Here is a 6359-nt window from a genome sequence, read left to right on the forward strand (position 1 = left end):
CGCGATTGACTGCGGTCTCCCGCCACCCTCCCGCCGCCCTCCAGCACATGGGGACCCCTTGAGCACCGAGCTTCTGGCACCTCTCGACCTGGCCTTCTGGCGCCTTGAGTCCACCGGCCACCCCTTGCACCTGGGCGCCCTCGCCCACTTCGGCCCGCTCCCCTCCGGTGGCGACCCGTCCACCGTCCTGGAGCTCCTGGGAAGCCGCGCCGCCGCGATCCCCCGGCTGCGGATGCACGTCCGTGACGTCCTGCTGCCGGTCGGCGGCGCCGCCTGGTCCACGGACAAGCACTTCGACGTGGGACGGCACGTGCGGGAGATCGCGCTGCCGGGCGCCGACTTCGGCGCCGAGACCGCCCGGCTGGCCGGTGAACTCATGGAGCGGCCGGTCGAACGCGGCCTGCCGCCCTGGGAGATGTACCTGCTCACCGGCGCACACGACGGCTCCTTCGGCGTCCTCGTGAAGCTCCACCACGCCCTCGCCGACGGCATGCGGGCCGTCGCCATCGGCGCCGGGATCTTCGACGAGATCGCCGCCGTCACCCGCCGGGCGGGCGGCGACAGCGGGGGCGGCGGCGGTACGGCGGGCGGCCGCAGGCCCCGCGCCGTACCGCCGCGCTCCTGGCTGCCCGGCCCCGGCCGGATCATGGGCGCCGCGCGCGAGCGGATCGGCGACCTGGGCCGGGCCGTCGAGGTCGGGGCCTCCGTCGTCGGCGTCTCCGTCGCCCGGGTCGGCCGGCTCGACGGGCCCGCGACGGCCGCCCTCGCCGCCGACTCCAGCGGGACCCGCCGGGTCGCCACCGCCGTCCTCGACCTGGACCGCGTCCACCGGGTCCGCCGCAGCTCCGGCGGCACCGCCAACGACGTGCTGCTCGCCGTCCTCGCCGGAGCCCTGCGCCGCTGGCTCGACGGGCGCGGCGCGTCGCTCCCCGGCGCCGACCCGCGCGCCCTGATCCCGGTCTCCCGCCGCCGCCCGGGCGCCCCGGCGGGGTCCGGCAACAGCCTCTCCGCCTACCTCCTCGCCCTCCCCGTCACCGAGGCCGACCCCGCCGCCCGGCTGGCCGGCGTACGCCGGGACATGGACCGCAACAAGGCCGACGGGCCGCTGCGGGGCGCAGGCGCCATCATCGCCCTCGCCGACCAACTGCCCCCGCTCGCCCACCGCTTCGGCGCCCCGCTCGCCTCCGGCGCCGCCCGGTTGCTCTTCGACGTCCTGGTCACCAACGTGCCGCTGCCCCGCTCCGCCCTCTCCCTCGGCGGAGCCCCGCTGCGCGCCCTCTTCCCGATGGCCCCGCTCGCCCGCGGCCAGTCGCTCGCCGTCGCCATGTCCCCGTACGGCGGCCGGGTCCACGTCGGTCTGGTCGCCGACGGCAAGGCCGTCCCCGACCTCGACGCGCTCGCCGCCGCCCTGGCCGACGAACTCGACCTCCTCGACGGGGCCGGCTGAGCGCGCGCCCGCGCGGCGGCTGCGGCAGGGTGGTGCCATGCCCGAACTCCCCGAGGTGGAAGCGCTCCGCGAGTTCCTCGACGAACATCTGGTGGGCAAGGAGATCGCCCGCGCCCTGCCCGTCGCGATCAGCGTGCTCAAGACGTACGACCCGCCGCTGAGCGCCGTCGAGGGCGCCACCGTCACCGGGATCGCCCGGCACGGCAAGTTCCTCGACATCGCCACCGAAGGCCCCGCGGGCCGGCTCCACCTCCTGGTCCATCTGGCGCGCGCGGGCTGGCTCCAGTGGAAGGACCCGCTGCCCTCCGGGCCGCCGCGCCCGGGCAAAGGGCCGCTGGCCCTGCGGACCGCGCTCACCGGCGGCGACGGCTTCGACCTCACCGAGGCCGGTACCACCAAACGCCTCGCCGTCCACCTGGTCCGCGGCCCGCAGGACGTGCCCGGGGTGGCCCGGCTCGGCCCCGACCCGCTCGCCGAGGACTTCGACCTCGCCGCCTTCGCCGCCCTGCTCGCCGGCGAGAGGCGGCAGATCAAGAGCGCCCTGCGGGACCAGAGCCTGATCGCCGGCATCGGCAACGCGTACAGCGACGAGATCCTCCACGCGGCGAAGACGTCCCCCTTCAAACCGACCCAGAACCTGACCGAGGAGGAGACCGCGCATCTCTACGAGGCCATGCGCACCACCCTGGGCGAGGCCGTCGAGCGCTCCCACGGCGTGGCCGCCGGCAAGCTGAAGGCCGAGAAGAAGAGCGGTCTGCGCGTCCACGGCCGGACCGGTGAACCCTGCCCGGTCTGCGGGGACAGCGTCCGGGAGGTCTCCTTCCACGATTCCTCGCTCCAGTACTGCCCCAACTGGCGGGGGATCATTGTCAGGTACCGGGTAGGGGTATCGAGGGGGGTTGGTGTGGTGGTGGGGGTAGGGGGTGTGGGTATGTGAGTGGAATTTGTTCTGCTGATCTTCGTTCTTGGTGTCGTTTAGAGCGTTCAGGAATAAGACCCTCAGACCGCACAGGGCAGGGGTACCGCACGGACTCCACAGGTGAAAGTCGGTTGGGCAGGTATTTCTCTGTCTTGTTCCGCAAGGGAAGGGAGGGTGGGTGGCGAGGGTGGGGGAGTAGGGGTGGATAGGTGGTTGGAGAGATGTCGATGCGTGTGTAATCGATAACGGTAAGTGAAGAGTTTGAGGTTTGAATTTCAATTTTTGTTGTTTGTGGAAACATTTACCGCAAAGGAAAGTGTTTCCGTGGAGGAAAAGTGTTTGTTTGGAAGATTGAAGGAAAGTTTCCGTTTCGGGAAAAGTTTCCGCTTTGGTTTTTCTTTGTTTCACAAGAGGAGCGGGAGGGTACCCGTGTGGCCGGGCCCGGGGGACCCTGCGGGTTTTGGGGTGATTTGGATCTAAACTTCCCTGGATTCCGTGGCGGGTGGGTAATCGCGAAATTTCTAAACCCGGAATGCCATATTTTTGCCGTATAATTGCAATGTGCAGCTAGCTGTGCACTAGGGCAATCCCCGGCCTTTTACTTTTAATCTGTTCTCCTGGCCTGCTGGGGTTGCCCTTTCTCTTTTGGATTTTCAGGGAGTGGAAATGGCAAGTAAGGGTTACCGGTATTCCTCTGTGGCCGGGGTGTCACCCGAGGGCATCGAGTTCGACGGGCGGGGTGTCCCTGTGGGCTACCAGGCGGCCCCGGAGCGCTGGGGGCGGTTGAAGCGCTGCGGGATGTGTCGCCGGTACAAGCCCAGGGAGCTGTACACGCCGGCTGAGTGGCTGCACCACGGCTACTGCCAGGTGTGCCGCCGGGTCGACAACAAGCTGCGCCGTGCTGAGGCGAAGAGACGCCGCTTAGCGGGTGGTGGCTCATGAGCCGACGCAAGAGCGAGCTGGGGGAGCAGTTCGGGACGCTACGGCAGGTCCTCGCACTGCCCGCGCAGGCAGGCTCTGAGGGCCGTATGCGGCACCATAGGGGCGAGACCGTCGTATGCCGTGGCTGCTGTGTCCGCGTGCCTGTGGAGAGCGTCAAGGACCGCGACGCCGCTAAGCCAGTGTGCCGCCGCTGTGAGTGCCGGGATGAGGCGTGATGGGGCCTTCCTCAAGATCAGGGGAGGGCGCGTGTTCGGTTGGGTGAGGGCCATTGGCGGCACTGGCGGCGGCGTCGGATCGACGTGCCGTCGTCGGTGGCGCGGTTGTCAGCAACCTCAGCTTGGTCGCGTTTCTAGTCGATGAAATAGCCACGTCTCCAATCGTGAGCGGGGGTACGTCGAACGGTCCAAAGCAACTACCGCTGTGAACGTAACTCGAACCGATCGGTAGGCGTCCCGCCCCACCCCCAAGGGGGGTGTGGGACGGTTGCGGCCGGGGGCATCCCCGACGGGGCGTCCTCGCAGGTGTCCTGGGGTGTCCTACCGTCCCGAGGGCGCACATGGGGACCGCACCCGGGACCGTCCCGCCGTCCAGGGCATGATCACAAAAGCAACCTGTCCACCCGAACGGTCAGTCGTGAGGAGCCTCACATAACGCCGTTTCAGCTCGGTTTTCGCCCATGGTGTGGAAGAAGATCCGTGTCACCAAGCCCCCGCCACCGAAGGCGGGGCGGTCCGAGCGGAACGCCGAGTCCTGCCACTGCCCGGACGACTATTCCAGTACGCGGAGTTCGGCAGGAGTGGAGGACCCAAGCAGTACGGGACGCGCATCCTGTTCAGGCAGTAGGCCGTTCCTCGGGGTGAAGCCACAGCTGTGGCCGGGCACCTTCGCCTGCCCGAACCCGACAGGTCATCGTTCACAGGCGGGCGATGAAAGTTGTAGGCCAGTCATGTCTGCGTCGCAGAACAGCACCCGGTCCACGCGTGACCGCAAGAACGACTCCGTGATCGCGGTGATGCTGTCGATCATCATCGGGTTCGTCGCGGGGACCGCTCAGGGTGTCTTGACGAACGTGCCCATCTACACAGCCTTGGAGACGGGTTGCAAGGCAGGCGGTGGCGCCGCCGTGATCATCTTCGGCATCCTCATGTACGTCTGGAGCGGCCGAGAGTGAACGGTTAGCTGAGTGAGGGGTCACAGCGCATCCCATGGCTGTGGCCCCTCTCAATGGGTCGCGCCAGGCTCACGTCCTACGGACGGCGTGACGGGCTCGCAGGAGGACTACTCTCGGAGGCGACACGTCGGGACGACCGGTTCCAGTGGACGATGACCCCGTCGCTGACGGGGCAGATCAAGGCGCAGAACCGGGCGAGCCACCGCTTCGCCGCATGAGTCCGGCTTTCAGCGACACCGTTTGGTTGATCGCGAAGCCTGGCCTTCGGTAGGCACCGAAGCCTTGAAGGTGGCCTCGGCCGCCAAGGGGGCCTCCTGTGTCGGTGGCGGGCGGCATGATGTGCCGGTGGATGCGTTCAGGAAGTTCTTCGAGGGCAACGCCGTCTTCTTCGGAGTCGTGGTGCCGATCCTCGCGATCGCCGGCTCCTTCTTCGGAAGTTGGGCTGCGGGGTGGATGCAGGCGCGCGGCGGCCGAGACCAGGCGGCGGCGGCGCGCGAGGCGGCGAAGATAGCCGCCGAGGCTCAGCGGGTGGCCGCGCTGTGGACGGTCCGGCAGGTCTTTACTTCCGAATTCATTCATCAGACCCGTAGAGCCCTGGCAGTAACACGCAAGCTGTACGAGGAGGACGACGAGAGCGGAGCCCTGAGCAGAGAGCTGAACGAGGTGGCGCTGACCTTCATGCAGCAGAGGATCGGGCTGGAGCTGACCGCCACTGCTCCGGTGGTCGAAGCGGTAGACGAACTCAGCGCGGCTATATCGGAGTGTTCACGCGTTGCTCATGAGCAAGGGCCAGGGGCGTATGCGGAAATATTCCTGCGAGGGTTGTGCATAGACGGCGATACGAGCGCGCAGGCGGCTTATAGAGAGCTGAGTGCCTACCGGACGATAGTGGCGGCGGATGGCACGACAATTGAGGACCAGGTTTCCGCAGGGAACGATGCCAGAACGGCGCTCCGAGCGGTCCATCCGGCGCTCTCCGAAGCTCGCATCAAAGCACTCATGTCCCACTTCTTTCAGGCTCCTGACCGCGCGTCCGCAGATTACGCCGAGGCACGTCTCCTCGTGACCGAGAAAACGAAAGCCCTCATCCGTGTGTCCCGCGCCATGCTGCGGTCTGAGGACGACGTCGCCCCGACGGAGCCGGAGCAGCGCCGCCGATGGTGGAGGAGGCGTCGATCATCGTGCCGATGAGGGTGGCCCCTGCTGGTGTGACTGCGTCATGCTGGCGGAGTCTAAGGCTGGCCCGAGAGCCTGGCAGACTCTATGTGCTCCTTGGTCGGTTCGAGGAGCCGAGCCATGAGGAGAGCCAGAGCGCCCGAGGCGAATCCAGCTTATCTATGAGTGAGGCTGCAGACTTAATGCCCTACGGCCTTCTCGCGAGCCTGGGGTGACCGAGCCGGCTCACAGGCCAGGGTAGGCAGAATGGCCGCGTCCTCGTAACCGGCTCTGAGGTTCTCATCCAAGGTCGTGATCCTTTTAATGCTAAAATTGACATGGCTACTTCTTCTGCCAGAAAGGCCCCATAGGGTTTCCTTACTCCGACCCTGTGGGGCCTTCTCTTATGCTCTTATTCAGAAACTCGGCTTCTCGTTGTCGATGTCGACGCCTTTCTCGGCGGCCCATTCGCGGGTCTTCGCGCCTGTGGTTCCTACGTTGTTGCGGTACTTCTTGTTGGCAGCCTTGCTGGCGCCTTCGTCCGCAATGGCCTCGTCAAAATGTCCTTCACGCCATAATCTCAGCATCTCGTCTGGCGCGCTGCTACGTAGGCTTCGGAGGTACTCCAGCGAATACTGCTCTACCTTGCTAGTGTCTCGTGATCCTGTTCATGTCAGTTCGAGTTGTTATTGACGAGTTTCTTCACGTTGGTCGCGACGAGTCGG

Annotated in this window: 5 protein-coding genes, 1 pseudogene and 1 riboswitch; of the genes and pseudogenes, 4 read left to right on the forward strand and 2 right to left on the reverse strand. The window is 66.7% G+C overall.

The window, feature by feature from the left end; all coding sequences use genetic code 11:
• The first annotated feature begins 58 nt into the window (after positions 1-58).
• Together Q5762_RS32795 and Q5762_RS32800 are read left to right on the forward strand one after the other, a co-directional pair.
• Positions 59-1447: a wax ester/triacylglycerol synthase family O-acyltransferase gene (locus Q5762_RS32795; protein WP_315895929.1), complete on the forward strand. Its 1389-nt coding sequence runs from the start codon at positions 59-61 to the stop codon at positions 1445-1447.
• Positions 1448-1484: 37 nt separating this feature from the next.
• A complete protein-coding gene (locus Q5762_RS32800) occupies positions 1485-2384 on the forward strand; it encodes a DNA-formamidopyrimidine glycosylase family protein (protein WP_315895930.1) in 900 nt (299 codons plus the stop codon).
• 1156 nt (positions 2385-3540) lie between these two features.
• Here the strand turns inward: Q5762_RS32800 and Q5762_RS40085 are convergent.
• Positions 3541-3636, reverse strand: a pseudogene (locus Q5762_RS40085) (hypothetical protein); the annotation flags it as partial.
• 441 nt (positions 3637-4077) lie between these two features.
• A riboswitch (cyclic di-AMP (ydaO/yuaA leader) is annotated at positions 4078-4246 on the forward strand.
• Between the two features lie 8 nt (positions 4247-4254).
• Here Q5762_RS40085 and Q5762_RS32805 point away from each other — a divergent pair.
• Both Q5762_RS32805 and Q5762_RS32810 read left to right on the forward strand, forming a co-directional pair.
• Positions 4255-4479 (forward strand): hypothetical protein, encoded by a 225-nt coding sequence (locus Q5762_RS32805; RefSeq protein WP_315895931.1) that lies wholly within the window; start codon positions 4255-4257, stop codon positions 4477-4479.
• Positions 4480-4824: 345 nt separating this feature from the next.
• Positions 4825-5670, forward strand: coding sequence for a hypothetical protein (locus tag Q5762_RS32810; protein WP_315895932.1), 846 nt, complete (start codon positions 4825-4827; stop codon positions 5668-5670).
• A 380-nt stretch (positions 5671-6050) separates the two neighbouring features.
• Here Q5762_RS32810 and Q5762_RS32815 read toward each other — a convergent pair whose 3' ends face one another.
• Positions 6051-6221: a hypothetical protein gene (locus tag Q5762_RS32815; protein ID WP_315895933.1), complete on the reverse strand. Its 171-nt coding sequence runs from the start codon at positions 6219-6221 to the stop codon at positions 6051-6053.
• Positions 6222-6359 lie beyond the last annotated feature (138 nt).

It is taken from the genome of Streptomyces sp. P9(2023) (genome assembly GCF_032436795.1).
In the GTDB taxonomy this organism is placed as follows: Bacteria; Actinomycetota; Actinomycetes; order Streptomycetales; family Streptomycetaceae; genus Streptomyces.

Coding starts and splice junctions, on each gene's coding strand:
- Q5762_RS32800 (WP_315895930.1), top strand. CDS start 1,485: ATGCCCGAACTCCCCGAGGTGGAAGCGCTCCGCGAGTTCCTCGACGAA.
- Q5762_RS32805 (WP_315895931.1), top strand. CDS start 4,255: ATGTCTGCGTCGCAGAACAGCACCCGGTCCACGCGTGACCGCAAGAAC.
- Q5762_RS32815 (WP_315895933.1), bottom strand. CDS start 6,221: ATGCTGAGATTATGGCGTGAAGGACATTTTGACGAGGCCATTGCGGAC.